Source organism: Dietzia kunjamensis, assembly GCF_045689975.1.
GTDB classification, from domain to species: domain Bacteria; phylum Actinomycetota; class Actinomycetes; order Mycobacteriales; family Mycobacteriaceae; genus Dietzia; species Dietzia kunjamensis.
The window spans coordinates 2,589,966-2,616,072 of record NZ_CP143297.1 but is presented as its reverse complement, the minus strand read 5'-3'; the positions used below and the strand labels follow the sequence as shown (position 1 = coordinate 2,616,072).

Genomic DNA, 26,107 nt, shown 5'->3' with positions numbered 1-26,107 from the left:
CGAGTCGCCCTCGGCCCAGGACTATCGGTCGGGCTTGAGGCCGTTCTCGATGCCCCACGCGACAGCCTGCGCCCGGGTGGTCACGTCCATCTTGCGGTAGGCCGAACGCACATAGGTCTTGACTGTATTGAGCGAGAGGTAGCACTGCTCGGCGATCTGGTCATTGGACAGCCCCTGCACGATCAGGCTGACCACCTCGGCTTCACGGTGTGAGAGGCCGGCGTCCTTGGCGGGCCACTGCTCGGGGCCCATGATCGGCAGGCCCGTTCCGGTGAGGGTGACGCGGTTCCCCGCGGCGATCTGCTCGATGCCGCTCACCAGCTCAGGAGCGGTCAGGGACTTGGACAGGAACCCGTGGGCGCCCGCGTCGAGGCTGTCGCGGACCGCGGCCGGGTCCGAGGTGAACGAATAGACGGCGACCGCTCCGATGGTCGGATCCTGCAGGAGGTTCTCGAGACGAGCATCCTTGCCCAGGGACGAGGCGAAGGAGTCGTACAGGGCCACGTCCACCGTGGCCGATCCGCTGGAGACCAGCTCCTTCTCCACCATCTCGATCCGATCGGAGTAAGGGGCCAGAAAGGCGTTCACCCCGGCGACGACGACGAGGTAGTCATTGACCACTGTGACCTTGATCGGCATCCGCAGATCCTAGCAACGGGCTCTGAACGGCCACGCCCTGCTGATACACCCCTAGGGGTGAGGCGGGCCCGGGTGGTCCCGGGAGACACTTCGTCGTTGATCTTCCGCCTTCCGCGACAGGAGTACGAGTGCCACGGTTCAGGAATCTGACACCCACATCGGAGTACTGGGCATGGAGGGACGACGGAGCGTGCGTCGGGGACCCCGACCTCTTCTACAGCGCCGAGGACGAGCCGAAGGGTGTGCGTCGTCGCAAGGAAGAAGCGGCCAAGGCGATCTGCGCCGGTTGCGCCGTGCTCGAGACCTGCCGGAAGTTCGCGATCGAGGCCGGCGAGCTCTACGGCGTCTGGGGCGGGATGACTGAACTCGACCGGCACAAGCTCGCCGGGCGGCAGCGGACGGGGTAGAGCTCGAGGGCTCGGCAGTCCCCAACCGCCTTTCGTGATCGTTCCTTCACCCGGGGCTCGGTGTGCGTTAGCGTGGTGCCGAGCCTGGGGAGTCGAGACTGTTCGCGCGGACGAGGGGAGTGGCCATGACGCGCCCATCGATCCGAGGCGGCGTCGCATTCGCCGTCGCAGTACCCGTGCTGGCGATGGCCGCGTGCAGCCCACAGTCGACCGAGCCCCCTGCAGTGAAGCCGGATACCATCCGCGTCCTGGACATCGTCGAAGGCAAGAATGACGAGCCCATCGAGCTGGCCGTGGACGGCGGGGCCGACGGGGTGACGGTGACGCACCGCAGTATCACCCTCGCGCCCGGGGTCGGCACCGGCCCGCATTGCCACCACGGGCAACTCGTCGTGGTGGTGGAGCAGGGCGAGCTCACCCACTACGCCGACGCCCACCCCGGCGGCGTCCGCGTCTACCGCGCCGGCGATTCGGTCGTCGAAGACTCTCGGTACGTGCACGAGACCGTCAATGAGGGGTCAGAGGACCTGGTGGTGATGGTCACGCACTTCACCCCGGAGGGAATGTCGACGGAGGAGACGGATCTCGCGAAATGTGAGCAGTAGGCAGCCGGTGTGACCAGCGGCCCTCGTTGCCCGGGTTACGCGTAGACCGGCGCCCACGCCGGGTCGGGGGACCGGACCTCGAGGTACGCGGTGGCGGAATCGGTGTACGCCAGGACGAACGCCACCAGGTGGGCCCCGAGCAGCACCCACGCCGACCACAGGGTGATGTCCCAGAGCGCGGTGACCAGCGTGAGGCCCGCCGCGATCGTCAGCAGCGCCCGCGCCCACCGCTCGCCGTCGCGCAGTTTCACCGCCGACACCACCTGCAGGGCTATCGCCGACACCACGCCCATCGCGATGAGAGCGCCGATCCATGCGACCCCCGGGGCGGTGGTCGACGCGTCCTCGGTGCCGCCGAGCGGCACGACGAACGCGAGCAGGTCGGTCGCCGCCAGCACGCCTGTGATGGTGAGCGTGCTGAACAGGCCGCAGAACAGCCAGATCCACGACGCGGCGGTGACGGTCGACGGGCGGGTCATGCGGTTACCTCTCCACGAGAACGGAACAGATTGCCTATAGCGTGTACCGCCGCAGACAGGTGTCGATAGAGTGCGTCACACCTGATTTTTCCGGCGCAGCGAGGAGGGCCCCGTGCCCGCGTGGAACACGACCCGTGCGGCGGTGCGGTCCGACACCGTGGCACGCGCGACCGCACGATGCGTCGACACGCGGCGGGGCGTGCTCGTGGTGGGGCCTCCGGGCGCGGGAGCCAGCCGGTGCGCGGCTGACATCGCTGCAGGTCTCCGCGCCGCCGGGGTTCCGGTGGTGATATGGGACGACCTGGATCGTCCCGGTGCGCTGTCCGGGGTCGGCGCGTCCGGCGTCGCCGGCGCCGGACCTCGACCGCCCCGCGAGGTGCCCCCGGGTGCGGTCCTGGTGGCATCGGCAAGGGTGGGCGCAGCACTGCCTCCCGGATACGACGACGAGGTGAGCGTCCGCACCACCCGGCTGCCTCTGCGTCCGCTCACGCGCGGCGAAGCGGAGAAGGTGGTGTCGGCGGCCGTCGGGATGCCCGTCTCGGCGCGGCTGGTCGAGGCCCTGTGGGCGTGCTCGCACGGCAATCTCACGGCGCTGCGCGCCACCTATGACGACCTCGCCGCCCGCAAGCTGACCCGCCGCACCCGCGATCGGCTGGAACTCGTCGAGGATCCCGCCACCGCGATCGCGGGCGTGGCCGTCGACCCGCACCTGTGGATCGACCCCCGCACCGCCGCCACCGACACCGGCCCCCTGACCACCGCGGCGCTCGCCCGCCGCATCCCCCTCGCCGACCTGGTCCATCTCCACGACGACGACGTGGTGAGCGACCTCCTCTCCCGCGGGCTGCTGCTCGAGCGGCACGAGGGCGGCATCGAGGTGCTGTCGGTCCAGCCGCCGGTCCTGGCCAGGGCGCTGCGGGCCGGCGCCGATCACCGGCGGCGCCGCGAGGTCTACGACGCCGTGCTCGATCGCGCCGGCGAACGAGCGGGACACCATGAGGGGGACGGCACAGGTGCAGGCTCAGGCGTGGGTGTAGGCGCAGGCGAAGGTGCGGGCGACGGCGTCGCCGGCCTGCCAGCCCTGTTCCAACCGGATCCGCGGATCGTGGCCTGGGCGCTGACCAACGCCCGTCCGATGGCCGCCGGCTGCGTGCTGGCCGCGGCCCGCGCCGCGCTCGACAGCCACGACTACCGCACCGGGGTGGAGATCCACGACGCCACCGATCGCGCGGGGCCCGCCCTCGCGCCGCTGCAGCAGGCCGAGCTGTCGCTGATCGCGGGCTCGTGCCTGCGGTTGCTCGACCGGCTGCCCGAGGCCGCCGCGATGCTCGACCGGTCGCTGACCTGTCTGCGGGGCGATCTCGGCGGGCCCGAGTTCACCCGGGTGCTGATCGAGAACGTCACGGCCCGCGCGGACCTCGCGCACTACCGCGACCGCGGCCCCGAGCAGTCGCTTCCGCTGATCGCCTCAGCGCATCAGTGGCTCCCCGCCGGCCACCCGGGGCACGCGGTGCTCGACGCGCTGGCCGTATTGCACCTGAGCTACTCGGGCCGTTACCGCGAGGCGGCCCGCGCCTACGGCGAGCTCACCGCTGATCTTCCGGCCGAGTGGGCGCGCCGCCTGGAGCCGATCCACGCCCTCGCGCTGGACGCCATGGGGCAGTCCGATGCGGCCCTGGCGGTCATCCGGCGCGTGGCCCGCCGGTCCCGCTCGATGGGCAACCAGACGTGGGCGTCGGAGGAGTTCCTGGCGGCGCTGGTGTCGGTGATGCTGCACGGCTTCGGGATCACTGCGCTGCTCACCGAGTTGGCGCCGGTCGTCGCCGTGGAGCAGGACGATTCCGTGCGTGTCGATTACGGCGTGCGACGGGTGGTCGACGCCGAGATCTCACTGGCCGCCGGTGACCTGCCGGCCGCGATCAGTGCGGCGTCCGACGCGGTGGCGATCGTCGAGGTGGACGGTCCCGAGGACTTCCTGTCCCGTGCGCTGTCGTTGTACGCGCTGGCCGCGGCGATGTCCGGGCAGGCGGCCACGGCGGAGAAGTACCTGCAGCGGATGCGCGCCATCCCGGGGTACGCCAACTCGCCGGTGGGTCCCGAGATCCGCGGCGTGGAGGCGGGGGTGCTCGTCTGCCTGGGCCGCCCCGACGAGGCGGGCGAGGTCGTCCGGTCGCTGATCGACGAGGGGCTGAACGGTGCCGCCACCCGCGCTGCCCTGGCCGGGGTCCTCACCGCGGACCCGGAGATCTGCCGGGCACTGGCCGAGGTGGACGTCACCGGCGACGTGCCGGTGCTGGTACGCGACCTGTCGGTGGCGATGTCGGCCCGCAACCCCCGGTTGTTGCTGGACGCGGCCCGCCGGGCCCGGACGTACGGGCTGCACATGGTGGCGGCGGTCGCCGCGGACCGTGCCCGCGATGCAGCGTCGCCGGGATCGAAGTTCCACTCCCAGGCCGAGCGGATGCTCGCGACCACCGAGCTGGGCGGGCCACTGGCCGGCCTCACCCGCGTCGGTGGCCCGGCGGTCTCGGTTCCGGCCGGAGTCTCGTTGACGCGCCGCGAATCCCAGATCGCCGACCTGGTCGGGCAGGGGCTGACCAACGCCGAGATCGCCGCCGAGCTGCACCTGTCCAAGCGGACGGTGGAGGGGCACCTCAACCGGATCTACACCAAGACGGGCACCCGACTGCGAGGCTGAGACCACGGCGGGGCCGAGTCGGATTCGAGGTGTGCGCGTGCAGCAGTCAGAGAGTGGTCGGCAGGCCCCGGGCGATCGGGCGACCTTCTGCGAGGCCCCGGCGGCCTACATCGTGGAGACGTACTTCGTGCTCCGGATGGTGATCGCCGGCGCCGCCATCGGTCTGCCCGTGGCACTTCTGGTGTGGGTCACCCTCGACCCCGATTTTCCGATGATGGACTCACTGAGCTCCTTCTACTACACCCCGGCCCGCGGGCTGTTCGTCGGAACGCTGGTGGCGATCGGAGTCGCTCTGGTGGCGTACCGCGGCTACACGCGCGGTGAGAACTGGCTGCTCAACGCCGCCGGCACCCTCGCGATCGTCGTCGCCCTCTTCCCGACCGAAGACCCGGTGATGCCCGGACTGAACGCGGTGAGCATCACCCACGCGGTGGCAGCCACATCCTTCTTCGTCCTGGCGGCACTGTCGATCTTCTTCTACGGGCAGGAGACAATCGCCTCCATCCCGAACGCGGAGCTGCAGCGCAGCTACCGCCGGGGCTATCGGATCCTGGTGGTGCTGGTCCTGCTCTTCCCGGCCCTGGCGCTGCTCATCGCCTGGCTGATGGACTCCACCCTGTGGCTGTTCCTGGTCGAGACCGCCGCGCTCTACGCCTTCGCGACGTTCTGGATCGTCAAGACCTATGAGCTCTCGCGGTCGCATTCCCGGCGCATGCTCGTGTGATGCGTCCGCGCGAAACGGTCAGCGACGTGAACATACCTCGGTTAATCTGAGCTCACTATTCAGCGCCACTCGCATGGCCTTCCCCTCGAGGTTCTCACCATGATCCGTCGTTCCCTCACTGCTCTCGGCCTGGCGACTCTCGTGGCTCTCGGCGCCGCCCCCTCCGCCGTCGCCGCCGAGATCCCCGTCGGATCGGGGGTCATCGCCGTGCCGGACATCGCGCCGATCGTCGTTCCGGTCCCGATGGGATTCGACGCCGCCGCCCTGCCGCTCCTGCCGTTCCCGCTGGTCTGGGCCCCGCAGTTCATGCCCGCGCCGGTCGAGATCGCGCCCGCGACCACGCCGGTCCGGAGTCTCTCGGGATGCCGGGAGGCGTGGGACCTCGGAGTGGCCCCCGTCCACCGCGGCAGCGAGTACTACGATCCGTTGATGGACGGCGACAACGACGGCATCGCCTGCGAGCGGGACAACCGCTAGGGCTGGCTGGCTCCTGCGGCGGGCGGTGGGCGCGGTGTCCTCGCGGGGTTAGGTTCCGTGCGGCGCGATCACGGCCCGCCCGCTGATCTGGCCGTCGACGAGCTGCTGGTAGGCCTCCAGCGCCCGGTCGAGCGGATACACGTGGACCTCCGGCGAGATCCTGCCCGCCCGGTACAACTCCACCACCTCGTGGAGGTCCTCGAGCGTGCCCCAGTAGGTGGAGGAGAAATCGACCTCGTAAGGCAGGCGGAAGACGTTCCAGGGGAAGTCGTCGCCCGCCAGTCCCACCACCGTCAGCGAGCCCTGCTGGGCGACGCAGGCCGCGGCGAGCTCGAGGGTCGGGGCGGCGCCGACGAAGTCGAACACCGCGTTGACGCCGAGCCCGCCGGTGAGCTCCCTGACCTTCTCGGCGGCGCCGTCGGTCGGGACACCGATCGCGCCATCGGCCTCCGCGGCGGCTACGGCGTCGGGCTTGGTGTCGGTGGCGTACACGGTGGCCCCGGTGAGCGCCCGGATGATCTGCACCCCGACCAGGCCCAGACCGCCGAGGCCGATGCACAGCGCGGTCGCCCCGGGCGTGGTGAGGTGGGGCATCGCGCGTTTGATGGCGTGGTACGGGGTCAGGCCGGCGTCGGCGAGTGGGGCCGCGGCCACGGGGTCGGCGTCGCCGAGGGGGACGAGGTTGCGGGCGTAGGTGGTCATGTACTCGGCCATCCCGCCGTCGCGCCCCAGGCCGGTGGCCAGGTAGCCGACCGACGGCACGTCCTGGCAGTAGGTGTCCTGTCCGCGCGAACACGGCTTGCACCGGCCGCAGCCGATCGGTCCGTAGACCAGGTAGGCATCGCTCTTCGTCAGCCCTGTGACGCCCGGGCCCAGCTCCTCCACCCAGCCAGAGACCTCGTGGCCCAGGGTGAACGGCGGGGTGAGAAAGCCCGTGGGATCGCCGGGGAAATCGTGGAACAGGCCCACGTCGGAATGGCACGCACCGGAACCGGCCACCTTGAGCAGGACCTCGCCGGGGCCCGGGGAGGGCCGGTCGACATCCTTCAGTACGGGGAAGGTCTTGAAACCCTCGAACACGACTGCCTTCATGGCTGCACACCTCGCTGAATCGCCGGAGGACGCACCAGGCGAGTGACGCCCGTCACAAGTGTCCCTCGGCTGTCCAGAGGCGCCGGCTGTCCAGAAAAGCCAGCGGGCCGGACCCCGGGGAGGGGTCCGGCCCGACGGCTCAGCGCGTGCCCCGGCTCAGGCGGAGGCGTCCCTGGCGGCGGCCTTCTCCGAGGCGTCGTCAGCGGTGGGCAGGCTGCCGGCGGCGTTCTCGAGGTGCGCGCGCACGAACCACTGGAACTTCTCCAGCTCCGCGGTCTGGCCGATGAGGATGTCCTCGGTGACCGGGTCCACGTCGCCGGCCACCGAGATGGCCTTGCGATGATCGGAGATCATGCCGTCGTAGACCTTGTCGAGCGCTCCGAGGTGGGCCTGCGCGGTGTCCCGGCCGAGGGAGTAGTCATCCCACGAGCGGTGATCGGCGTTCGCGCCCATCGTACCCACCGGCGAACCGCCCAGCGTGGCGATGCGCTCGGCCAGCACGTCCGCGAAGCCGCGCACCAGCTCGACCTGCGGGTCCAGCATCTCGTGCACCGAGATGAAGTTGGGACCCACGACGTTCCAGTGCACATGCTTGAGCGTGAGGTGCAGGTCGTTGCACGCCGTCAGGCGCTTCTGCAGCGTCTCGGCGAGCGTGGCCGAGTCGGCGGTGGACAGTCCGGGAACAGTGAATTGAGGCATGGCTCGACCGTAGCGGCGGCGGCTGCCGGTTGCGACCGATCGTCGCGTCGGTGCGGCCCGGCGGCCGACCGGCGCCACCTCGCAGACCGTGACGTTCCGGACCACCGTCAGCGGCGCCGGGGCCCTGGTCAGCCGGATCGACGACTTCCACCCGGCCGGGTTCGAGCTGGTCCGGGCGCGGGAGAGCGTCTGGTACCTGGTCGGCGGCCAGACGTGGTCGACGGTCACCGACGACGTGATCCGCGATTCCGCCACCAACTCCGTCCGCCACTCCGGGGCCGGATGGACCACCGCCGGCAACGCCAAGGCCACCCTCGAGACCACCTACCGCGTGCCCGACGACGCGACCCCCGGCGACGTGCTCAACACCGGCGCCGCCACGACCCTCGTCCTGGCCAGCGGCCGCAAGGTCGCCAACCCCATCAACACCTGCGTGACGATCCGCGAGCCCAACCCCGCCGAAGCCGTCACCGGCAGCCTCGAGGGACTGGGTCTGGGGTCGCTGACCTCCGGCTCGAGCGCGCTGGGCGACATCGGCGCCGACCCCGCCGTGTTCTCCGCCGACCTCATCAACAACATCGACGTCGGGCAGCTGATCGGCGCCGTCGCCGGGAGCTGAGCCCCAGAGCACCGAGGGCCGCGGCAGGATCGGACTCTGCCGCGGCCCTCGTCGTCGTCACCCCGTCCGCTCACCCCAGTCCGAACATCCGCCCGACGAGCCCGAAAACCAGCACCAGCACCACCAGGATGATGATCGCCAGCAGCACCACGATGCCGACCCGCGAGTTCGACTTGGTCGGGCTCTGGCCCGTGCGAGCGCTGTCCGAGGCCAGGGAGGTGGAATCCGAGTCCGGCGTCATGGGACCCACGGGGGAGCCGCCCGCGTCGAGGTCGGGGGAGTCGCTGGGATCCGGATCCGGGGGCGTAGTCGTCATAGCCCGTGTGTACACGAATCGCCACGGGTGCGATCGCCGGGAGCGAAGGGGCCCCCGCTCCCGAACGCGTGCCGGGCGAAGCGCGTGCCGATCAGCTCATGCGTGGCGGTGTCGGGATGCAGTGCGTCGGGGAGCGGGTGCTCGTCGGCGTCCGCGGATCCGTACAGTGCGGTGCCGTCGAGATGGTGGAGGTTCTCGTCGTCCCGGGCCTCCACGATCGACGCGAGCGCGTCACGGATGACGCGGAGAGTCAGCCGCCCCTGCGCGGTGTCCCCGGTCTCGCCCGTCGCGATGAACCGCACCTCGCCCGTGCGGAAGGTGTCCGGATCGAATGCGCCGGGGCCCGGGGTGTCCTCGTGGATCCCGCAGTAGATCGGCGAGACGAGCAGCAGCGGGGTGGTGGGGTGCCCGTCACGGATCGTGTCGAGGAACCCGTGCACCGCGGGGACGAACGCGCGCAGCCGCATCGAGTCCGAGTTGGTGACGTTGATGCCCAGCTTGAGGCTGATCAGGTCGGCGGGGGTGTCGCGCATGACGCGGGCCATGAACGGGTCGACGAGCGCGCTGCCGCCGACGCCGAGGTTGCGCAGGTCCACGCCGCCGAGCCGGGCCGCGAGGGCGGGCCAGGTCCGCGCCGGCGAGGTGGCGTTGGAACCGTGGCTGATCGAGCTCCCGTGGTGGAGCCAGCGGCGCCTGTCCGTCGGCGCGGGTGCCACCGGGGCATCCGTCCGGAGTTCGAGGAGCTCGACCTGCTCGTTGTGCGGCAGCCACAGCTCGACGAGTTTCTCGCCGGCGCCCAGCCCGGTGAATCGCGTGAGGTGCGGTGGGCCGGGCACGAGCTCGGTCACGCCGGTCTGGAGGTCCGTCTCGATGGCGTCGCCGCCGGTGAGCCGGTCACTCGCGACGAGTCGGTGGTCGACCACCAGATCGATGTTCCCGCGGGGACGGTGGATACCGCGGTAGGCGAGGCGGGTGGGGTGGGTGACCAGCTCGATGCTCTCCGCGTCGGTGACCACCGCGACCCGGACCCCGGAGGGCTGCGCCTCGACTGAGAGCAACTGCGGATCGGGGAACCGGGCGCCGACCCAGGCCGGAAGCCGGTGCGGTCGCAGCCCGCGCGAGGTCGTCTCGAGGTACTCGTGACCGCGCAGGAGCTCGGGCGTCAGGGGAGTGCGGAACGTCATGAGGCTCCAGTCTCCACTACCGGGCCTTGCGCGGCCGCCGCCGGCGCCGCACCCCGCCGTAGATCCCCTGGCGGGTGATGAGGCGCTGGAGCACGACGTCGTTGACCCGCGCCGGCACGCGCACGCCTCGGCCGGTGGGCGCGAACACGATCAGGCCGTCACGGAGCGGACCGAGCACCGAGCCCCATCGGCGCGGCGGCCGGCGGTAGTCGCGCAACGGCTGGCCGGCCAAGTGCGCCCGGATGTTGCGCGCGAGCAGGACGTGACCGCGGTTGCGGGCGGAGGTGCGCAGCGGGTCGGTGGCAGCGACATCCCCGACCGCGAACACCCCCGGATACCCGGTGACCTGCAGTGACGGCTCCACGGCGACGAATCCGCGGTCGTCGAGCATCCCGCCGGGCAGCCACGCGGTGTTGGGGGTGACGCGGCCGATCGCCCAGAGCACCACGTCGGCGTCGGCCGGCGGCTGCCCCGTGGTCCAGGTGACGGGCCCGCCGGTGAGGTGGCGGGTGTCGTGGTCGGGCGCCAGGGCCGCGCGGTGACCCGGGTGCAGGCCCACGCCGAGGCGCTCGAGGCGGGACCGCACGCGCAGCCAGACGCGATGGTGGTGATGGGGCAGCGCGCGCTCACCGGGGAAGTACAGGTCCACGGCCGTGTCCGGCCACCGCTCGGCGACCTGCGCGGCCGCGCTCACCGCCGCCGCGCCGCCGCCGATCACCGCCACCGACCCGGCCGCCGCGAGGCGCTGGTGCGGCGAGGCGAGCTCGGCGTCGACGTCTGCCGCGTCCCGGAGGGTGGGGTGGCGCCAGAAGCCGTTGGTCACCCCGGTGGAGACGACGACGACGTCGTACGGTTCCTCGGCCACTGTGCTGTCGCCCCCTGTGCCGTCAGCGCGGGTGACGCGCACCCACCGCTGCTCGGGGTCCAGGCCGGCCGCGGTACCGTGCACGATGCGAGTGCGGTCGAGGCCACGGAACCGGCGGTAGGCGATGCGATAGTCCCGCTCCCACGCCTCCGGCCGGGCCAGGCGCAGGCCGAGCTCCTGGCCGCTGACGAACTCCGGCGTGGCGGTGATGCCCACGACATCGGCGTACCTGCGCAACGCGATGGCGGTGAGGACGCCCGTGTCGCCGAGGCCGACGATCACGACGCGGGGCCGGGTCATACGCGGGCGGTGGCCTTCCTGGGCGGCCGCGGGAGGAACCGGGACACGCGCTGCACGACGTCGTCGTACTCGGGGCGGCGTTCGAGGCTGCGGCGTTCCATCATCGGGATGCTCACGCCCAGGAACATCGCGAGCATCGCGGCGGCGCCGACGAACACCCACCACGCGCCGGGCCAGGCGGCCAGGCCGAACAGGGCCATCGACAGCCAGATGCCGCACTCGCCGACGTAGTTCGGGTGCCGCGACCACGACCACACCCCGGTCTGCATCACCTGGCCCGGCGTGCGGGTGGCGAGGAAGCGGTGCATCTGCAGGTCGGCGATCGTCTCCAGGGCCAGTGCGGCGATGCCGACGGCGAACGCGACGACGTCCAGCCAGCCGAGTGGTTGCCCGGCGCGTGTGGCCACGACATAGACGGGGATGAGTCCGGCGAACACCACCAGGGTGGGGAAGACGTGGATGCCCATGAGGTCGGCGACGAGCCCCCACCTCCCGGCCCGCTCACGGACCATCGGGTAGCGCCAGTCCTCGTGGTGCATGCCGGGGAAGGTGCGGACCCAGTTGGCCGTCAGGCGGATCGCCCACGTCACCAGCACCACCATCATGAGCCACCAGCGCGCGTCGTTCACGCCCGCGTCGGCGGCGACCCACCAGTAGAACGCCAGCAGCGGCGGGATCACCGACCAGTAGGCGTCGTAGGTGCTCGAGTTCCGGAAGGCGCGGCTGAACGCGAAGATCACCAGCGTCGCGACGAGGTCGGCGATCAACCCGTCCAGCCACAGCTGCCCGGTATCCGGACCCCACGCCAGCCACGCCAACCCGGCGGCGATGGCGATGACGTACGCGACGGTGATTCGCAGGAGGGACGCGCCTCGACTCATGTCAGGAGGGTAGAGCGGCACTCGACTGCAGGTCGGGGAAACGGCCAATGCCGGTTCCGTGAGAGCGGATGACGAGATTCGAACTCGCGACCCTCACCTTGGCAAGGTGATGCGCTACCAGCTGCGCCACATCCGCATTGCATCGTCAGCCCGCTGTCGCGTGCTGCGCTGCGAGAAAAGACTCTAGCCCACGCGTCCGGGTCGTCTCGGGCGGGGTGGTCGAATGGTGGCGCCGCGGGGGTCCGACCGTCCCGTCAGCGGCAGCAGTTCGGGTCGAGCACCCCGCGCAGGGCGTCGAGCGACTCGGCGCGGGCCCGGTGGTAGACGTTCATGCCGCGGCGCTGCGAGTCGACCATGCCGGCCTTGCGCAGCTGCCCGAGGTGGTAGCTCACGGTCGACTCGGCCAGGTCGACACCTGCGGCCAGGTCGCAGGTGCACACGCCGTCGCCGCTGTCGGTGAGCAGGAGCGATACGAGTTTGAGGCGGACCGGGTCGGCGAGGGCCTTGAGGCGCAGTGCCAGCTCGAGGGCGGCCGCATCGCTCATGGGGGCGGCCGACACGGGCTCACAGCAGATGGGTCCGCTGACGTCGATCACCGGGAGCGGTCGAGGCATGGACCGATCCTACCGACCCTCTTGACATATATCGAAGAGCGGGAGCATTCTGGCGTCAGCCCACTAATTCGATATACGTCACACAGGTGGAGGTCACCATGTCCCGCGCTCAACTCGCCCTCAACGTCGACGACCTCGACGAGGCGGTGACGTTCTACTCGAAGCTCTTCGGCGTCCAGCCCGCCAAGCTCAAGCCGGGCTACGCGAACTTCGCGATCGCCGAGCCGCCGCTCAAGCTCGTCCTGCTCGAGAACCCCGGCAAGGGCGGTTCCATCAACCATCTCGGGGTGGAGGTCGAATCGTCGGAGAAGGTGCACGCCGAGATCGCCCGTCTGGCCGACGAGGGGCTGTTCACCGACGAGGAGATCGGCACCACCTGCTGCTTCGCCACCCAGGACAAGGTGTGGGTCACCGGGCCGGCGGGGGAGAAGTGGGAGGTCTACACCGTCCTCGCCGACACCGAGACCTTCGGCACGAGCCCACAGCACCTCGACGACCCGGCCGATTCGACCCGTTCCGAGGAGGCCGCGACCGCGGGCACGTCCTGCTGCTGAAGACCCTCGTCGTCGTCGTTCCTCAGTCCACCGACGGCGCCCACTGCACACCGTTGATGTGCGCCCCACCGTCGACGAACAGGGTGTTGCCGGTGAGGTAGCGGCTGGCGTCGCCCGCGAGGAACGCCGCCACCGGGCCGATGTCGGCGAGCGGGTCGCCGACGCGGCCCATCGGGTTGGCCGCCGCCATGCCCGCCGCCATCTCCGGATCGGCCTCCGCCACCCGCCGATAGGCCTCGCTCTGCGCGCCGGGGCAGATGACGTTGCAGCACACCTGACGCGGCGCCCACTCCCGGGCGGCCGTGCGGGTGAGGGTCCGCAGCGCTTCCTTGGCCGCGTTGTACTGCACCGAGTACATGTGTGCGTTGACGCCGTTGAGCGAGCACAGGTTGATCACCCGGCCGGTCCCACGCTTCTCCAGCTCCGGCAGGGCCGCCTGCATCGCCCAGAACGCGGCCATCACGGCCATGTCGAAGCCGGCGCGCAGCTTGTCGTCGGTCATGTTCTCCAGGCGGGCGAACCCCGATCCCCGCCAGGCGTTGTTGACCAGGATGTCCAGGCGGCCGAAGCGGTCGGTGGCGGCGTCCACCATGGCCCGGACCTGCTCCTTGTCGGTGACATCGGTGCGCACGAACTCGGCCTGTGCACCCCACTCGTCCCGCAGCCACTGCGCGGTGTGCGTGCCGGCGGCCTCGTTGATCTCGGCCACCACCACCGACGCGCCCTCGCGGGCCAGCGCCCCGGCGATCCCCCGGCCGATGCCCATCCCGGCGCCGGTCACCACGGCCACCCGTCCGTCCAGAGTTCCCATGCCCATCCTTAAGTCGGTTTCTTAAATCGGTTACTGGAACAAGTTCTACTAGAAACTCTCCGCCAGGCGCGGCGGATCGGTGACGGGTCGGGCTATGGCGGTGGGCGGCGGCCCGATGTCGAGAACCCGCGACCTGTTCCGTCTCCCCGGTGAAGCGACCACACTGGGTCGCACAGCACGAGGAGGTTCTGCCATGGCCAAGTATTTGATGCTCAAGCACTACCGCGGCTCCGCTCCGGAGGAGCCCACCTATCCGCCGCTGGGCGAATGGGACCCCGACGACGTCGCCGCCCACTTCCAGTACATGGAGGACTTCGCGGACCGGTTGCGGGACTCCGGGGAGTACGTGGACTCCCACGCGCTGTCGGAGTCGGGGACGTGGGTGCGGTACGACGGCGAGGGCCGCCCGCCGCTGACCGACGGCCCGTTCGCCGAGACCAAGGACCTGATCGCCGGCTGGATGATCATCGATGTGGCCGACTACGACCGGGCACTTGAGCTCGCATCCGAGCTGTCCGCGGCCCCGGGCCCGGGCGGCGAACCGATCCGCGAGTGGCTAGAACTGCGGCCCCTGCTCACCGCCCCCACGGAGATCGAGGACTGACTGGTCGGTCGCGTGACCCGGGTCCGCAGGAGAGCTCGCGGGCCCGAGTCCTCATCAACGGGCCCGCAGAGACCCCGGCCAGCCCAGCGCTCGACGGGATGCGCACCGGGCGCACCACCTGACCTGTCCGATTCCGACTCACCTGCGGGATCCCACGGGTCAGGCGGATTCTGACAGGTCAGGCGGAATCCGACAGGTCAGCTGGTGAGCCGAAGCGAGAAGTCGGCACACGGGGGCGTCCGATCGGACCTCCTGCGGTTCGTCGCCTCAACCGCCACGGGTCCGTTCGCGGCGGTGGTCCGGCCTCCGGCTCGGGCGTACCGTGCGGGCATGACCAACCCGGACGCGACCACCCCGATGCCCGACGAGAACCAGAACCGCGCAGAGGAGACCCTCGGTTCGCCCGTCCCCGAGGGCCGGACCGCCGACGGCAGCTCGGTGCAGCGTGACCCCGACGACTGGGTCACCGGCGACGAGCCCATGACCGAGGCGCAGAAGAGCTACCTCGACACCCTCGCCCGCGAGGCCGGCGAGGAGCTCCCGGCGACGCTGACCAAGGCCGAGGCCTCCGAGCACATCGACCGCCTGCAGAAGAACAGCCCGCGCACCGGCCACGCCTAGACGAACCGGTGCCATGACCGCCCCCGACCTCCGGACGCTGACGCCGCAGGTCATCGGCATCCTCATCCGCCGCGGCGCCGACTTCGCCACTGCAGAGGACGCCGTCCAGGAGGCGCTCATCGAGGCGCTGCGCGTCTGGCCCGATGACCCACCGCGCGACCCCCGCGCCTGGCTGATCGCCGTGGCCTGGCGCAGGTTCCTCGACATCGTCCGTTCCGAGGGCGCCCGTCGGCGTCGTGAGCAACGGGCGGTGGAGGAGCAGGGGCCGGGCTCGTCGTCGTCGCCTCCGGACATCGGTGACCCGAGCACGGCCCCGGGTCCCGCGACGACACCCACCGACGACACCCTCTGGCTGTACTTCCTGTGCGCCCACCCGTCGCTGCCGATGCCGTCGGCGATCGCGCTGACCCTGCGCGCGGTGGGTGGGCTGACCACCCGCCAGATCGCGCGGGCGTTCCTCGTGCCGGAGGCGACCATGGCGCAGCGCATCAGCCGTGCCAAACGCGCTCTCGCCGGCGAGCGCCTCGACCGGCCCGGGGACGTGGCGACCGTGTTGCGGGTGCTGTACCTGGTGTTCAACGAGGGCTACACCGGCGAGGTCGACCTGGCCGCCGAGGCCCTGCGCCTGACCCGGCAGCTGTCGGCGGCCATCGACCACCCCGAGGTGCGGGGCCTGCTCGCGTTGATGCTGCTGCACCACGCGCGCCGCGCCGCGCGGTTCAGGAGCGGCGGGGCCGGCCGTGACAGCAACGACGACGGCGACGACGGCGACGACGACGAGCTCATCCCCCTCGCCGAGCAGGACCGCACCCGATGGGACGCGCGAGCGATCGCGGAAGGTGTCGCGATCCTGCAGGCAGCGCTCGCACGCGACCAGCTGGGGGAGTACCAGGCGCAGGCCGCGATCGCCGCTCTGCGCGACAACCCCGTGGCGCGGCTCGGGCGGGCCGTCGCGGTGGGCCACGCCGTCGGCCCGCACGCCGGCCTGGCGGCGCTGGTCGATCTGCCGGAGTCGCTGCCCCGCCGCACCGCCGCGCAGGCGTACCTCCACGAACATGCCGGGGACACCGGCGAGGCCGCCGGGCTGTACGGCCGCGCCGCCACCGAGGCGACGTCGGTGGCCGAGCGCCGGTACCTGGCCCGCAAGGCCGCCGAGCTGCGGCGGGCACACTCCTGAGACCCGTACCGGCGGCCACGTTTCCAGCATGTTTCGAGTCGGCCCAGCCCCTCGCTGTGGGCGACTGCGCGGTCTAAAATTCGCTGGAGAAGGCGAGGTGCCCGCGATGACTCTTCAGAACCGGACGGCGTCACGGAGGTCCGTGTCCGAGGACACCGCGGAGCGTGCCCTGCGGGACCTCGACGACCGACACTTCACCGAGGTCATGCTGCGGGAGTTGAGGCGGCGCAGGACGTTCGCCAGGGTGGCCGACCAGGTCGACGGAGCCCTCCGGGCAGCGCGCTTCCCGATAGGGGACCCGTTCCGGCCGCCCGCCGACCCCGCCGCTGCCGCCCGTCGGGCGATGATCGCCTCCGCAGTGCACAGCGCCGTGCTGCAGGTACCCCACGCCTGCTCCACCGAGGCATGCGAGATCCTCATCGAGCGGGGCGTGGTCCCCGGCTCCACACCCGCAGATGCGCTGCGGACCTTCGCGAGGGACGGCCGGCTCATCGTGCTCCGCGGCGACCGACGCTGGGTCTACCCGCGGTTCCAGCTCGACCACTTCGACCCGCGCGACCCGGACAACATCGTCGCCGTGATCAACCGGATGCTCGACGCCGGCCACTACCCCGAGGCCGCCACCGCGTGGTGGACAGCGCCGGCCGACTCGCTGCCGGACCGCCGCTCACCCACGGGGTTGCTCGGACAGGACCACGCCACCCTGCGGCAGCTCGCAGCGGGGTACGCGGCCGCGGCTGAGCTCTGATCGGTGAGGCCGCGCGGGCACACGTCCGCGGCGGAGGTGGCTCCGAATCCCTCTTGATCGCCGGCCTGGCCACTCGCCTGACCCCCGGCGGTCAGGCGGCAGCGCTCGCGGCCGCCGCGTACGTTGGGCCACACCTACACGCCCCCGACCGAGGAGATTCCCGAATGTCCGATGCGCTCTACACCGTCGAAGCACTCTCCACCGGCGGAGGCCGGGACGGGCACGTCGCCACCGCCGACAAGTCCGTGGACCTCAAGATGGCCCCGCCCAAGGAGCTCGGCGGCTCGGGAGAGGGCAACAACCCCGAGCAGCTGTTCGCCGCCGGGTACGCCGCCTGCTTCCACTCCGCCCTGCAGAGCGCGGCGCGGGCGAAGAAGGTCACGATCGACGGCTCGTCCGTGGGCGCGCGGGTGTCACTGGTGCGCTCGGGCGAGGAGAGCATCGACATCGCCGTGGACCTCGAGGTCATCATCCCCGGCGTCGAGGCCGAGCAGGCCGACGAACTCGCGAAGCTGGCCCACGAGCTGTGCCCGTACTCCCGGGCCACGCGGGGCAACATCGAGGTGACCGTCTCGGTCGGCGAGGACTGAGGCCCGGCCCCAGCCCCGGCCCCGGCCGTGGGCTACGTCGGCTACGAGAGCGTGCGATCCGTCAGCCACCAGGTCACGGCGCGGTTCACCGGCTCGCGCGTGGACCCGTCACCCAGGCGGGGCACGTCGAACCACACCCGTAGAGGCGGCCCACCGATCACGGGCACGTCGACGAACTCCAGCGAACGCTGCCTCGAGGCGAAGTCCCACCTGTTGATGGTCGAACACGAGATGACCGGCACGAAACCCGTCGCGCAGATCACCTCGGCGCGCGGCTCGAGCGGGGTCAGGACCCTCGTCCCCGGGATCGCCGGGTTCCAGAACGCCGGGTCCTCCGGCCCGAGCACGTCGCTGACGACCTGCGGCATCCCGCGGGGCACCGGAGGCGCCGCGGCGGGCAGTCCCGCGGCGTCCGGATCGGCGGCAGCGGTGGCGGTGCCGAGCGCGCTCACCGCGCCGGCCAGGGCGACCGCGAGGCCGAGACGACGACACGCGAAATGGGGCAGGGGCACGGCAACTCCTGGGTGGGTGAGAGAGGCCCCACGCTAGCAGCGGGGTCGCGCGACCGGTTCCGCCTTCCGCGACGCGGCGAAGCTTCGAGGAAGGGGCTGCCCTCGTCGTCGTCGTCCCCGTCGCAATCCCCGTCGTCGTCCCCGTTGTCGTCATCGGCGCAGGACGCGAGGCCCCAGCACAGCTGCACGGGACGGCGTAGGCCGGAATTCGCCCTCGTTCGCTGATAACGTGCACAGAGCCGACCGAAATCCCCATACGGTCCGAGCCGACTGAGGGACGAGCACGCCATGAACCAGAGAGCGACCAGATCCGTCTTCGCACTACTCGCCGGTGTCTGCGTCCTCGCCACGGCCGCGTGCAGTCCCGAGGACCCGACGGCGGAGACGCCCGAGGTGAGGACCGTGAACCCGATCGAGCCGCTCCCGCCCGCCTCGACGATCGCGGGGTCGCAGCCCTTCCTGGCCGTCGACATCGTGCAGGGCCGACAGGCCCGCCCCGTCGACCTACAGGTCGACGGCGGCGAGGACGGCGTCTCGGTGACCTTCCGCGAGATCACTATCGAGCCGGGGGCGAGCACCGGTGAACACTGTCACTACGGATCTCTGATCGCCGTCGTCAAGCAGGGCGAACTCACGCACTACTCCGATCGCCACCCCGGCGGCTCCCGCATCTACCGCGTCGGGGATTCGAACATCGAGGAAGCGGGCTCGATCTACGAGAGCCGGAACCACGGGACGGAGGACGTGGTTCTGATGGCGACCTACGTCACCCCGGTCGGGCAGGAGCTCCTCGAGACGGACTTGACCAAGTGTGAGGCGTGAGCGGCCTGCTCGTCGGCTGAGGGACATCGTCGTCCGCATCGCAGTTGTCCAACGCGGTGATGATGTCCGTCAGGTTCTCGCCGTGGCGATCTAGGATGACCTCGGGCTGGTCGGGCGGGGTCTAGGAAGCCTGATCCGGCGAGGGCTGCATGGTGTAGGACGTTACCTGCGCCGAGCAGCGGCGCCGGTTCGGCTCTCTCCGCAACCGCGGGGCGTCAGCGGGCGCCCACCTCGTCGTCGTCGTCGTTGTCGTCGTCGTCGACACCCCGCGAGCCACCTCGCGCGTCATCGACAAGACGGTTCCGCGCACCCACCTCTCGCGGAACGTGTGCGGAACGCTCTTCGCGACGGTGGGCTGCGACGTTGGGCTGGGGCGTAGGGCGCGGCGTGGGGGGCCGTGTCAGAGCATCTGCCGGAGCATGTACGGCAGGATGCCGCCGTGCTCGTAGTACGCCTCCTCCGCCGGGGTGTCGATGCGGACCTTCGCCGTGAACTCGACCGCCGAGTCGCCCTCGCCGGCCCGGACCGTCACCTCCTCCGGAACGCTGTCCCGGCCCTCGAGCCCGGTGATGGAGAACAACTCGTCGCCCTTGAGGCCGAGACTCTCGGCGGACTCTCCCTCCGGGAACTGCAGGGGCAGGACACCCATCCCGATGAGGTTCGAGCGGTGGATCCGCTCGTACGACTGCGCGATCACCGCCCGTACCCCCAGCAGGGACGTACCCTTGGCCGCCCAGTCCCGCGACGAGCCGGACCCGTACTCGGCCCCGGCGATCACCACCAACGGCACGCCCTCCTCGGCGTAGCGGTTCGAGGCGTCATAGATGCTGGTCTGCTCACCGCTGGGGAAGTGGGTGGTGACCCCGCCCTCGGTGCCGGGCGCCAACAGATTCCGGAGCCTGACGTTGGCGAAGGTGCCGCGGATCATCACCTCGTGATTGCCGCGCCTCGACCCGTACGAGTTGAAGTCCGCCGGCTCGACCCCCTGCTGCTGGAGGTACTCGCCCGCGGGCGAACTGGGCTTGATCGCCCCGGCCGGTGAGATGTGGTCCGTGGTCACAGAATCGCCCAGCAGCGCCAGGACGCGGGCGTCGGTGATGTCCCGCATCGGCTCGGGCTCGACCGCCATTCCGTCGAAGTACGGCGGCCGGCGGATGTAGGTGGAGTCCTCGATCCACTCGAACTTGTCACCCCCCGGCACGTCCATGCCGCGCCAGTTGTCGTCCCCGTCGAAGACGTCGGCGTAGCCCTTGGTGAACATGTCTGCCTCGAGATTGGCGTCCACGACCTCCTTGATCTCCGCCGAGCTGGGCCACACATCACGGAGGTAGACCGGCTCGCCATCAGAGCCCGTTCCGATCGGGTCCTCGAGCAGGTTCTTGCGCATCGTCCCGGCCAGCGCATAGGCGATGACCAGCGGCGGGGACGCCAGGAAGTTCATCTTGACCTCCGGGTGGATGCGGCCCTCGAAGTTGCGGTTTCCCGACAGGACCGCGGCGACGTTGAGGTCCTTGTCATTGACCGCCTTGCTCACCGCCGGGGTCAGCGGCCCGGAGTTGCCGATACACGTCGTGCAGCCGTAGCCGACCAGATCGAACCCGAGCTCCTCCAGGTACGGGGTGAGGCCGGACCGGTCGTAGTAGTCGGTGACGACCCGAGACCCGGGGGCCAACGTCGTCTTGACCCACGGCTTGGGCTTCAGACCACGCTCCACGGCCTTCTTGGCCAGCAGCGCCGCTCCGATCATCACCGAGGGGTTGGACGTGTTGGTGCACGAGGTGATCGCCGCGATGACCACGTCCCCGTGGTCGAAGATCACCGGCGACTCGTCACCGTCGATCATGATCTCCGCCGGATCGCTCGGCCACCCGAGCTTGGCGTTGGCGGTCAGCTGCTCCTCTGAGTAGTGGCGGGGAGGCTCGTTCTTCGCCGTAGTGGAACCGGGGGAGACCGGGTCGCTGGCGGGGAAGGAGTCCGCCGAGGCGTCATCCAGGCTCCCGTCGTCCTTCTCCGACCGGTTCTTCTCCTCGTCGAGATTGCCCAGCACCACGGCCGGCGCATCACCCAGCGCGATGCGGTCCTGCGGCCGCTTGGGTCCGGCGATCGAGGGCACCACCGTCCCCAGGTCCAGCTCGATGATCTCGCTGTACTCGGCAGGGTTGTCCGGGTCGTGCCACAGGCCCTGCTCCTTGGCATAGACCTCGACCAGCTCGATCTGCTGCTCCGACCGACCGGTCAGCCGCAGGTAGTCGAGAGTCTCGTCGTCCACGGGGAAGATGGCGCACGTCGAGCCGAACTCGGGGCTCATGTTGCCCAGTGTCGCCCGGTTGGCCAGCGGGACCGCGGCGACACCGGGGCCGAAGAACTCCACGAACTTGCCCACGACGCCGGTCTGGCGCAGCAGCTCCGCGACTGTGAGGACGAGATCGGTTGCCGTGGTGCCCTCCCGCAACTCGCCGGTCAGCTTGAGCCCGATGACCTGCGGGATCAGCATGCTCATCGGCTGGCCGAGCAACGCGGCCTCCGCCTCGATGCCGCCGACGCCCCAGCCCAGCACGCCGAGACCGTTGACCATCGGCGTGTGGGAGTCGGTACCGACGAGCGTGTCCGGGTAGGCCTGGGTCATACCGTCGGTCCCCTCGCGCGTGAAGACGACCCGGGACAGGTATTCGAGGTTGACCTGGTGGCAGATGCCGGTGTTCGGCGGGACCACCACGAAGTCGGCGAACGACTCCTGCGCCCACCGGAGCAGCTGGTAGCGCTCCTGGTTGCGGCCGAACTCCAGCTCGGCATTGACCTCGAACGCATCCGGGCGGCCGAATACGTCCGCGATGATCGAGTGGTCGATCACGAGCTCGCCGGGGATGAGCGGATTGATCTTCTTGGGGTCGCCGCCGAGGTCGGTGATGGCATCGCGCATCGCGACCAGATCCACCACGCACGGCACCCCGGTGAAGTCCTGCATCAGCACCCGGGCGGGCGTGTACTGGATCTCCCGCTCCGGCGGGGACTGGGGAGTCCACTCCCGCAGTGCCTCGACCTGCTCGGCCGTCACCACTCGGCCGTCCTCGTTGCGCAGGAGATTCTCCAGCAGGACCTTGAGGCTGTAGGGGAGCGGGACCGCGGTGGAGACCTGATCGAGTCGGTAGACCTCGTAGTCCACGCCCCCGACTGCCAGCGAATCCCTCGAACCGAAACTGTTGACACTCATGACCGGCCCTTTCGTAGAGGTGCCGGTGCGGCCCGTGCTAGTGACGAGGATCACCGGCGTTGTTGCCGACCCTACTCCCGAAAATCGGAAGTTATAAGGCGTCACGCGTACCCGGGCCGGGGCTCGAGAGGGTCCCGCGCACCCGCTTCTCGCGGGGTGTGCGCGGGATGCTCTTCGGCAACGGTCAGCGTGGTGTCGCGGCGGGGGAGTCCTCTGACACGCCGCGCGTCCGCCCGCGACGGAACAGCGGCTCGAGCTGCGCGTCCTCCTCGGCGGTGGCGATGCGGAACGGAGGCTCGGCCGGTGTCGGCAGGCTCTGGCGCTCGTGACCACGCGTGGCCCGCAGGCTCGCCACGACCGACACGGTGAGGATGGTCGCGATCACGGCCAGCGAGATGGGGGTCGGAATGTAGAAGACGTCGATCTTGAGCAGCATCTTCACGCCCACCCACATCAGCACCAGGGCCAGCCCGATCTTGAGGTAGACGAACCGGTGGACCAGATCCGCCAGCAGGAAGTACATCGCGCGCAGGCCCAGGATCGCGAACGCGTTGGCCGTGAAGACCAGGAACACCTCGTCGGTGACCGCGAAGATGGCGGGAATGGAGTCGACGGCGAAGACCACATCGGTCGTCTCGACCAGCACCAGCACAGCCAACAGGGGAGTGGCCATGATCAGCCCGCCCTTACGGACCAGCAGCCGCTGACCGTGGAACGTGTCCGTCATGGGCACCAGCCGGCGGAAGACCGCGAGAATGCGGGACTGGTCCGGGTTGAGGTGCTCGTCGCGCTCGCGGATCATGCGAAAGCCCGTGTACAGCAGGAATGCGGCAAAGATGTACAGGATCCAGGAGAAGTTCTGGATGAGCAGCGCGCCGCCGGCGATGAAGATGCCGCGGAATACCAGCGCGCCCAGGACGCCGAGGAACAGGACCCGGTGCTGGAACTGGGCGGGCACCGCGAAGTGGGCGAAGATGATCGCCCAGACGAAGACATTGTCCACTGCCAGGGACTTCTCTATGAGATACCCGGCGAAGTACTGCTGGCCTAAGTCCGCGCCCCAGACCGCCCAGACGATCGCGCCGAAGCCGACGCCGAGGGCGATCCAGACGGCAGACCACACCGCGGCTTCCCTGACGCCGATGACATGTGCTTTGCGGTGGGCGACGAGGTCGATGGCCAGCATCACGACGATGAAGGCGATGACCGCGAGCCAGAGCCAGAGAGGGGTGTGCATTATCGGGGACCTTTCGATCAGTGGGTGATCGAAGGTCTCTCCCGGCCTGGTCGGCCCGCGCCGCCGGGCCCGAGGGCCGGAATGACGACGACGCGTGTGAGGGATACTCCCCTTCTGGTGCTGCAAGGTTAGCGGCACCGGCAGGGCGGCGCAACGGCGGATTCGTCACCTTGGCTGCACCCCTTGCCGGTTCGGCACGCTGCGCGCCCGGCTCAGGCGCGGAGCGCAGGGTCAGGCGACCTCGTCGTCGTCACCCACCGCTTCGCCGTCGCCGTCGTCGGCGGGGAGCTCGATGGCCTGCTCGGCAACGTCGGCCGGATTTGCCTCGCGGAAGGGGTCCTCGACGGTCACCTCGGGCTCGTACTCCTCGGGTGCGGTGACTGAATCCGGGCCCGGGGTGTACTCGTCCGGGTCGATACGGTCCTCGGCGATCATCTCGTCCTCCTCCTGGCGCAGGGGCGCGTTCCTCCACCTCTAGCAGCCTCCCGCGAGCGGCGCCAGGGGCGGCGGTAACGAAAGATCGTCTCGCTGGCATCGTCCCGGGTCGAGAGCCTGTTGTGGTCGATGCTTCGGGGGGATCTTGCGGCGTGGAGGGGGCCTGTTGCGACGAGTCCACCTTGCTGGTTGAGGGCTTCAGTCAAGAGGGCTGGGCCTCGGGTGGCGAAATATCCTGATTCAACCCTTGCCTGTTCGAATGTGTGTGCGTATCATAGAACACAGATTCGATACCAGGTAGCCGGACGGTCAGGGGGTGGGGCACATGGGCGGGAACGAAGACGCCGCGGCCGATGGCCCCTCCTCGTCTGGTGGCGGTTCCGGTTCCGCGGCGCCCGTGTCGCTGTCGGGGTTGCGGGCGGCGGCGCGGGAGGGGTGGATGGGCGAGAATCGTGCGGCGGCGCGCCGGTTCGTGGCCTGTTACGAGCTATTTGTCGAATGCCAACGCCGGGAGGAGTCCGGGGCGGGCAGCGGTGAGTGTCGGCCCGGTCATGCCGTGCTCGATCCGATCGATGTCGCGGCCGGGTACGTGGTGTCGGCGATGACGATCTCGACGGGCCGGGCCGAACGGATGATCACCTTCGCCCTCGATCTGCACCTGCGGTATCCGGCGATCCTGTCCGCGATGGCGCAGGGGCGGCTGGATCTGCAGGCCGCGAATATCCTGGCCTCGCAGATGGCCACCGTCCACGTCGATGTGCTCGAGGCGGTGCAGCGGCAGGTCGTCGAGGAGTATCTCGCCGCGATCGAGGGCGGGGTGCGCATGGGCGAGAAAGCCATCCGCGGCAACGTCGATGCGATCATCGCCCGCTACGACGCGAACGGCATCCGCCTGCGCCGTCAGGAAGCGGCCCGCACCCGCGGGGTGCGGTTCCACAAGGGCGTCGACGGCATGTCGAGTGTGTCGGCGATCCTGGCCACCGAGGAAGCCGCCGTCCTGGCCGAGGCCCTCGACCACCGCGTGAAAGACCACACGTACGCCGACGCCCAAGCCGCCGCCAACACCCAAGCCGACACCGCCGACCCCGGCGCCGGCGCCGGCGGCGCTGGCGGCTCTGGCGAGGTCGAGGACTACTCGATCGCCGAGCGTCGCGCCGACGCCCTGATGTCCCTGGTGTGCGGCGACGCCGCCCCGGCCGGCACCGCGGCCCGCCCCGGCCGGCCCGGCGCGCCTGGTGCCGGGGTGGCGTTGCGGCCGAAGGTCACCGTCATCGCCACCGGCAACACCGCCCGCGACGCCGGCGGCGCCCGGGTGGAGTTCACCCGCACCGGCCAGGCCGCCCTGCAGGCCCTGCTGGACATGCTCGCCACCAGCGACGGAGCCACCCTCGAGCCCATCGACCCGCGCATCGGCGCCGCCGATGACTCCCGCGCCGCCCTGAAATACCGGCCCGGTGCCCAGTTGGCCCGCCGGATCCGGCTGCGCGATGGCACCTGCCGCCACCCCGGTTGTGCGATCCCGGCCGAGGCCTGCGATCTGGACCATGTGGTGCCGTTCGATCACGCCGACCCCCAACGGGGCGGACACACCATCGAGGGCAACCTCGCCGCGATGTGCCGGCGCCATCACCGGTTCAAGACCTTCTCCGACTGGATCTACGACCTGCAGCCCGACGGCACCCTGCTGGTGCGCACCCCGGACGGTTCGACCATGCTCACCCGGCCCTCCGGTCCGCTGGCCGAGTACCGGCGTGAACAGGCGCGCGCCGAAACCGAGGCGTGGACCCGGCAGCAACGCCGCAGCCCCGGGCCCACCGGTGACGAGCAGGCCGACGCGGAGCCGACGTTCTGGTCGCGCCGCGCGGCCCGCCACCGCACCGAACGCCGCAACGCCGAACGCGCCCGCACCTTTGACCCCACCCCACCCGCGCCCGGCACCGGGACGGGCACCGGGAACGGCACGAGCACAGGCGGCGCCGGTTCCAGCGCCGGCGCGGCCACCGACACCGCGCCCGAGAAAGCCACCCCCGCCAGCGCCACCCCCGAGAGCGCCAGCCGCTGGTGGGCCCGCAACAAACCCCACCACAGCGACATCGAAAAAAGCATCCGCGCCCTACTCCACGAACGCCTCGACGAACTCATCGACCCACCACCCTTCTGACCTGACCGCGCAGTTTGCGGCGCAG

At 70.5% G+C, this 26,107-nt stretch carries 28 protein-coding genes and 1 tRNA gene; 14 read left to right on the top strand and 15 right to left on the bottom strand.

Going from position 1 to position 26,107, the window contains the following annotated elements:
- Positions 1–21: 21 nt before the first annotated feature.
- Positions 22–639: a DNA-binding response regulator gene (locus VZF99_RS12300; RefSeq protein ID WP_407334888.1), complete on the bottom strand. Its 618-nt coding sequence runs from the start codon at positions 637–639 to the stop codon at positions 22–24.
- Positions 640–767: 128 nt separating this feature from the next.
- Here VZF99_RS12300 and VZF99_RS12295 point away from each other — a divergent pair, with 128 nt between their 5' ends.
- Both VZF99_RS12295 and VZF99_RS12290 read left to right on the top strand, forming a co-directional pair.
- Positions 768–1,046: a WhiB family transcriptional regulator gene (locus VZF99_RS12295; RefSeq protein ID WP_407334887.1), complete on the top strand. Its 279-nt coding sequence runs from the start codon at positions 768–770 to the stop codon at positions 1,044–1,046.
- Between the two features lie 125 nt (positions 1,047–1,171).
- Positions 1,172–1,651 carry a cupin domain-containing protein gene (locus VZF99_RS12290; protein ID WP_407334886.1) on the top strand — a complete coding sequence of 160 codons (480 nt, stop codon included), beginning with the start codon at positions 1,172–1,174 and terminating at the stop codon, positions 1,649–1,651.
- A 35-nt stretch (positions 1,652–1,686) separates the two neighbouring features.
- On the opposite strand, the gene VZF99_RS12285 is transcribed toward VZF99_RS12290, so the two are convergent.
- On the bottom strand, positions 1,687–2,130 hold the full coding sequence (locus VZF99_RS12285) for a hypothetical protein (RefSeq protein WP_396444204.1): 444 nt from the start codon (positions 2,128–2,130) through the stop codon (positions 1,687–1,689).
- 112 nt (positions 2,131–2,242) lie between these two features.
- Between VZF99_RS12285 and VZF99_RS12280 the strand changes: the two genes are divergently transcribed.
- The 3 genes from VZF99_RS12280 to VZF99_RS12270 all read left to right on the top strand — a co-directional run bounded on the left by VZF99_RS12280 (position 2,243) and on the right by VZF99_RS12270 (position 6,029).
- Complete coding sequence (locus VZF99_RS12280; protein ID WP_407334885.1) at positions 2,243–4,828, top strand: LuxR C-terminal-related transcriptional regulator; 2,586 nt, start codon at positions 2,243–2,245, stop codon at positions 4,826–4,828.
- Positions 4,829–4,865: 37 nt separating this feature from the next.
- A complete protein-coding gene (locus VZF99_RS12275; RefSeq protein ID WP_407334884.1) occupies positions 4,866–5,552 on the top strand; it encodes a hypothetical protein in 687 nt (228 codons plus the stop codon).
- A gap of 99 nt (positions 5,553–5,651) precedes the next feature.
- Entirely contained in the window at positions 5,652–6,029 is a 378-nt protein-coding gene (locus tag VZF99_RS12270) for an excalibur calcium-binding domain-containing protein (protein ID WP_407334883.1), read from the top strand.
- 48 nt (positions 6,030–6,077) lie between these two features.
- Here VZF99_RS12270 and VZF99_RS12265 read toward each other — a convergent pair whose 3' ends face one another.
- Complete coding sequence (locus tag VZF99_RS12265; protein ID WP_407334882.1) at positions 6,078–7,121, bottom strand: NAD(P)-dependent alcohol dehydrogenase; 1,044 nt, start codon at positions 7,119–7,121, stop codon at positions 6,078–6,080.
- A gap of 156 nt (positions 7,122–7,277) precedes the next feature.
- Entirely contained in the window at positions 7,278–7,820 is a 543-nt protein-coding gene (locus VZF99_RS12260) for a DNA starvation/stationary phase protection protein (protein WP_317468881.1), read from the bottom strand.
- Between the two features lie 88 nt (positions 7,821–7,908).
- Here VZF99_RS12260 and VZF99_RS12255 point away from each other — a divergent pair, with 88 nt between their 5' ends.
- Positions 7,909–8,439 carry a hypothetical protein gene (locus VZF99_RS12255; protein WP_407334881.1) on the top strand — a complete coding sequence of 177 codons (531 nt, stop codon included), beginning with the start codon at positions 7,909–7,911 and terminating at the stop codon, positions 8,437–8,439.
- A gap of 70 nt (positions 8,440–8,509) precedes the next feature.
- Here the strand turns inward: VZF99_RS12255 and VZF99_RS12250 are convergent, their stop codons facing one another.
- The 6 genes from VZF99_RS12250 to VZF99_RS12225 form a co-directional block, all read right to left on the bottom strand.
- Positions 8,510–8,755 carry a DUF6480 family protein gene (locus tag VZF99_RS12250; RefSeq protein WP_407334880.1) on the bottom strand — a complete coding sequence of 82 codons (246 nt, stop codon included), beginning with the start codon at positions 8,753–8,755 and terminating at the stop codon, positions 8,510–8,512.
- Positions 8,752–9,939 carry a GDSL-type esterase/lipase family protein gene (locus VZF99_RS12245; protein WP_407334879.1) on the bottom strand — a complete coding sequence of 396 codons (1,188 nt, stop codon included), beginning with the start codon at positions 9,937–9,939 and terminating at the stop codon, positions 8,752–8,754. The genes VZF99_RS12250 and VZF99_RS12245 overlap by 4 nt, the downstream gene beginning before the upstream one ends.
- A gap of 16 nt (positions 9,940–9,955) precedes the next feature.
- Entirely contained in the window at positions 9,956–11,104 is a 1,149-nt protein-coding gene (locus VZF99_RS12240) for an FAD-dependent oxidoreductase (RefSeq protein ID WP_407334878.1), read from the bottom strand.
- A complete protein-coding gene (locus tag VZF99_RS12235) occupies positions 11,101–11,985 on the bottom strand; it encodes a DUF1295 domain-containing protein (protein WP_407334877.1) in 885 nt (294 codons plus the stop codon). The genes VZF99_RS12240 and VZF99_RS12235 overlap by 4 nt, the downstream gene beginning before the upstream one ends.
- 63 nt (positions 11,986–12,048) lie before the next feature.
- Positions 12,049–12,121: transfer RNA gene (locus tag VZF99_RS12230), tRNA-Gly, on the bottom strand.
- A 118-nt stretch (positions 12,122–12,239) separates the two neighbouring features.
- Positions 12,240–12,599 carry an Rv2640c family ArsR-like transcriptional regulator gene (locus VZF99_RS12225; protein ID WP_407334876.1) on the bottom strand — a complete coding sequence of 120 codons (360 nt, stop codon included), beginning with the start codon at positions 12,597–12,599 and terminating at the stop codon, positions 12,240–12,242.
- Positions 12,600–12,697: 98 nt separating this feature from the next.
- Between VZF99_RS12225 and VZF99_RS12220 the strand changes: the two genes are divergently transcribed.
- Positions 12,698–13,153 (top strand): ArsI/CadI family heavy metal resistance metalloenzyme, encoded by a 456-nt coding sequence (locus VZF99_RS12220; protein WP_407334875.1) that lies wholly within the window; start codon positions 12,698–12,700, stop codon positions 13,151–13,153.
- A 22-nt stretch (positions 13,154–13,175) separates the two neighbouring features.
- Here VZF99_RS12220 and VZF99_RS12215 read toward each other — a convergent pair whose 3' ends face one another.
- Positions 13,176–13,964, bottom strand: coding sequence for an SDR family NAD(P)-dependent oxidoreductase (locus tag VZF99_RS12215; RefSeq protein ID WP_407334874.1), 789 nt, complete (start codon positions 13,962–13,964; stop codon positions 13,176–13,178).
- Positions 13,965–14,157: 193 nt separating this feature from the next.
- Here VZF99_RS12215 and VZF99_RS12210 point away from each other — a divergent pair, with 193 nt between their 5' ends.
- The 5 genes from VZF99_RS12210 to VZF99_RS12190 all read left to right on the top strand — a co-directional run bounded on the left by VZF99_RS12210 (position 14,158) and on the right by VZF99_RS12190 (position 17,704).
- Positions 14,158–14,568, top strand: coding sequence for a YciI family protein (locus VZF99_RS12210; protein WP_154829938.1), 411 nt, complete (start codon positions 14,158–14,160; stop codon positions 14,566–14,568).
- 330 nt (positions 14,569–14,898) lie between these two features.
- Positions 14,899–15,189 (top strand): DUF3072 domain-containing protein, encoded by a 291-nt coding sequence (locus VZF99_RS12205; RefSeq protein WP_096906919.1) that lies wholly within the window; start codon positions 14,899–14,901, stop codon positions 15,187–15,189.
- Between the two features lie 13 nt (positions 15,190–15,202).
- Positions 15,203–16,366, top strand: coding sequence for an RNA polymerase sigma factor (locus VZF99_RS12200; RefSeq protein ID WP_407334873.1), 1,164 nt, complete (start codon positions 15,203–15,205; stop codon positions 16,364–16,366).
- Between the two features lie 106 nt (positions 16,367–16,472).
- Entirely contained in the window at positions 16,473–17,114 is a 642-nt protein-coding gene (locus VZF99_RS12195; RefSeq protein ID WP_185950768.1) for a hypothetical protein, read from the top strand.
- Between the two features lie 164 nt (positions 17,115–17,278).
- Complete coding sequence (locus VZF99_RS12190) at positions 17,279–17,704, top strand: organic hydroperoxide resistance protein (RefSeq protein ID WP_407334872.1); 426 nt, start codon at positions 17,279–17,281, stop codon at positions 17,702–17,704.
- 41 nt (positions 17,705–17,745) lie between these two features.
- Here VZF99_RS12190 and VZF99_RS12185 read toward each other — a convergent pair whose 3' ends face one another.
- Entirely contained in the window at positions 17,746–18,216 is a 471-nt protein-coding gene (locus VZF99_RS12185; protein ID WP_407334870.1) for a hypothetical protein, read from the bottom strand.
- A gap of 288 nt (positions 18,217–18,504) precedes the next feature.
- Between VZF99_RS12185 and VZF99_RS12180 the strand changes: the two genes are divergently transcribed.
- Positions 18,505–19,038 (top strand): cupin domain-containing protein, encoded by a 534-nt coding sequence (locus VZF99_RS12180; protein ID WP_404850471.1) that lies wholly within the window; start codon positions 18,505–18,507, stop codon positions 19,036–19,038.
- Positions 19,039–19,438: 400 nt separating this feature from the next.
- On the opposite strand, the gene VZF99_RS12175 is transcribed toward VZF99_RS12180, so the two are convergent.
- From VZF99_RS12175 to VZF99_RS12165, 3 genes are all read right to left on the bottom strand, one after another.
- Complete coding sequence (locus VZF99_RS12175) at positions 19,439–22,249, bottom strand: aconitate hydratase (RefSeq protein WP_407334869.1); 2,811 nt, start codon at positions 22,247–22,249, stop codon at positions 19,439–19,441.
- A 184-nt stretch (positions 22,250–22,433) separates the two neighbouring features.
- The gene (locus tag VZF99_RS12170) at positions 22,434–23,486 is read right to left on the bottom strand and encodes a TerC family protein (protein WP_407334868.1); all 1,053 of its coding nucleotides are present in this window, start codon (positions 23,484–23,486) and stop codon (positions 22,434–22,436) included.
- A gap of 231 nt (positions 23,487–23,717) precedes the next feature.
- Entirely contained in the window at positions 23,718–23,921 is a 204-nt protein-coding gene (locus tag VZF99_RS12165; RefSeq protein WP_067716139.1) for a hypothetical protein, read from the bottom strand.
- 325 nt (positions 23,922–24,246) lie between these two features.
- Between VZF99_RS12165 and VZF99_RS12160 the strand changes: the two genes are divergently transcribed.
- Positions 24,247–26,082: a DUF222 domain-containing protein gene (locus VZF99_RS12160; protein ID WP_407334867.1), complete on the top strand. Its 1,836-nt coding sequence runs from the start codon at positions 24,247–24,249 to the stop codon at positions 26,080–26,082.
- Positions 26,083–26,107: the final 25 nt, after the last annotated feature.

Excerpts from the sequence above, each read along its gene's own strand:
- VZF99_RS12300 (WP_407334888.1), bottom strand. The coding sequence starts at position 639 with ATGCCGATCAAGGTCACAGTGGTCAATGACTACCTCGTCGTCGTCGCC.
- VZF99_RS12290 (WP_407334886.1), top strand. The coding sequence starts at position 1,172 with ATGACGCGCCCATCGATCCGAGGCGGCGTCGCATTCGCCGTCGCAGTA.
- VZF99_RS12285 (WP_396444204.1), bottom strand. The coding sequence starts at position 2,130 with ATGACCCGCCCGTCGACCGTCACCGCCGCGTCGTGGATCTGGCTGTTC.
- VZF99_RS12270 (WP_407334883.1), top strand. The coding sequence starts at position 5,652 with ATGATCCGTCGTTCCCTCACTGCTCTCGGCCTGGCGACTCTCGTGGCT.
- VZF99_RS12265 (WP_407334882.1), bottom strand. The coding sequence starts at position 7,121 with ATGAAGGCAGTCGTGTTCGAGGGTTTCAAGACCTTCCCCGTACTGAAG.
- VZF99_RS12260 (WP_317468881.1), bottom strand. The coding sequence starts at position 7,820 with ATGCCTCAATTCACTGTTCCCGGACTGTCCACCGCCGACTCGGCCACG.
- VZF99_RS12250 (WP_407334880.1), bottom strand. The coding sequence starts at position 8,755 with ATGACGACTACGCCCCCGGATCCGGATCCCAGCGACTCCCCCGACCTC.
- VZF99_RS12245 (WP_407334879.1), bottom strand. The coding sequence starts at position 9,939 with ATGACGTTCCGCACTCCCCTGACGCCCGAGCTCCTGCGCGGTCACGAG.
- VZF99_RS12240 (WP_407334878.1), bottom strand. The coding sequence starts at position 11,104 with ATGACCCGGCCCCGCGTCGTGATCGTCGGCCTCGGCGACACGGGCGTC.
- VZF99_RS12235 (WP_407334877.1), bottom strand. The coding sequence starts at position 11,985 with ATGAGTCGAGGCGCGTCCCTCCTGCGAATCACCGTCGCGTACGTCATC.
- VZF99_RS12225 (WP_407334876.1), bottom strand. The coding sequence starts at position 12,599 with ATGCCTCGACCGCTCCCGGTGATCGACGTCAGCGGACCCATCTGCTGT.
- VZF99_RS12220 (WP_407334875.1), top strand. The coding sequence starts at position 12,698 with ATGTCCCGCGCTCAACTCGCCCTCAACGTCGACGACCTCGACGAGGCG.
- VZF99_RS12215 (WP_407334874.1), bottom strand. The coding sequence starts at position 13,964 with ATGGGAACTCTGGACGGACGGGTGGCCGTGGTGACCGGCGCCGGGATG.
- VZF99_RS12210 (WP_154829938.1), top strand. The coding sequence starts at position 14,158 with ATGGCCAAGTATTTGATGCTCAAGCACTACCGCGGCTCCGCTCCGGAG.
- VZF99_RS12205 (WP_096906919.1), top strand. The coding sequence starts at position 14,899 with ATGACCAACCCGGACGCGACCACCCCGATGCCCGACGAGAACCAGAAC.
- VZF99_RS12200 (WP_407334873.1), top strand. The coding sequence starts at position 15,203 with ATGACCGCCCCCGACCTCCGGACGCTGACGCCGCAGGTCATCGGCATC.
- VZF99_RS12195 (WP_185950768.1), top strand. The coding sequence starts at position 16,473 with ATGACTCTTCAGAACCGGACGGCGTCACGGAGGTCCGTGTCCGAGGAC.
- VZF99_RS12190 (WP_407334872.1), top strand. The coding sequence starts at position 17,279 with ATGTCCGATGCGCTCTACACCGTCGAAGCACTCTCCACCGGCGGAGGC.
- VZF99_RS12180 (WP_404850471.1), top strand. The coding sequence starts at position 18,505 with ATGAACCAGAGAGCGACCAGATCCGTCTTCGCACTACTCGCCGGTGTC.
- VZF99_RS12175 (WP_407334869.1), bottom strand. The coding sequence starts at position 22,249 with ATGAGTGTCAACAGTTTCGGTTCGAGGGATTCGCTGGCAGTCGGGGGC.
- VZF99_RS12170 (WP_407334868.1), bottom strand. The coding sequence starts at position 23,486 with ATGCACACCCCTCTCTGGCTCTGGCTCGCGGTCATCGCCTTCATCGTC.
- VZF99_RS12165 (WP_067716139.1), bottom strand. The coding sequence starts at position 23,921 with ATGATCGCCGAGGACCGTATCGACCCGGACGAGTACACCCCGGGCCCG.
- VZF99_RS12160 (WP_407334867.1), top strand. The coding sequence starts at position 24,247 with ATGGGCGGGAACGAAGACGCCGCGGCCGATGGCCCCTCCTCGTCTGGT.